The organism is Bacillus cereus group sp. MYBK139-1, assembly GCF_051916915.1.
GTDB classification, from domain to species: domain Bacteria; phylum Bacillota; class Bacilli; order Bacillales; family Bacillaceae_G; genus Bacillus_A; species Bacillus_A pacificus.
On the sequence record NZ_JBQAHO010000022.1, the window covers coordinates 1 to 847 of the forward strand.

Genomic DNA, 847 nt, shown 5'->3' on the forward strand with positions numbered 1-847 from the left:
AGGTCCAGTAGCGCCGGTAGCACCTGTGTTACCTTGAACGCCTTGAGGTCCGGTAGCACCAGTAGCACCTGTGTTACCTTGAGCACCCTGAGGTCCGGTAGCACCAGTAGCACCTGTGTTACCTTGAGCACCCTGAGGACCAGTAGCGCCAGTAGCCCCTGCTGGTCCTTGAGCACCTTGAGGTCCAGTAGCGCCGGTAGCACCTGTGTTACCTTGAACGCCTTGAGGTCCGGTAGCACCAGTAGCACCTGTGTTACCTTGAGCACCCTGAGGTCCGGTAGCACCAGTAGCCCCTGTGTTACCTTGAGCACCCTGAGGACCAGTAGCGCCAGTAGCCCCTGTGTTACCTTGAGCACCCTGAGGACCAGTAGCGCCAGTAGCCCCTGCTGGTCCTTGAGCACCTTGAGGTCCAGTAGCGCCAGTAGCACCTGTGTTACCTTGAGCACCTTGAGGTCCAGTGGCACCAGTAGCACCAGTGTTACCTTGAACACCTTGAGGTCCAGTGGCACCAGTAGCACCAGTGTTACCTTGAACACCTTGAGGTCCAGTAGCACCAGTAGCCCCTGCTGGTCCTTGAGCACCTTGAGGTCCAGTAGGTCCAGTAGGCCCACCAGAAGGCCCAGTAGGTCCGGTAACTCCTATACCAGTGGCACCAGTAGCGCCCGTGTTACCTTGAGGCCCCTGAGGTCCGGTAGCACCAGTAGCCCCCGTGTTACCTTGAATGCCTTGAGGTCCTTGAGGTCCAGTAGCGCCGGTAGCCCCCGCCGGTCCTTGAGATCCGGTAGCGCCAGTAGCGCCCGTGTTACCTTGAGGCCCCTGAGGTCCAGTAGCGCCGGTAGCCCCCGCC

General features: G+C 59.9%; 1 pseudogene. It reads right to left on the reverse strand.

What is annotated here, in order from left to right:
- Window positions 1-847, reverse strand: a pseudogene (locus ACTFRS_RS28410) (Gly-Xaa-Xaa repeat protein); the annotation flags it as partial.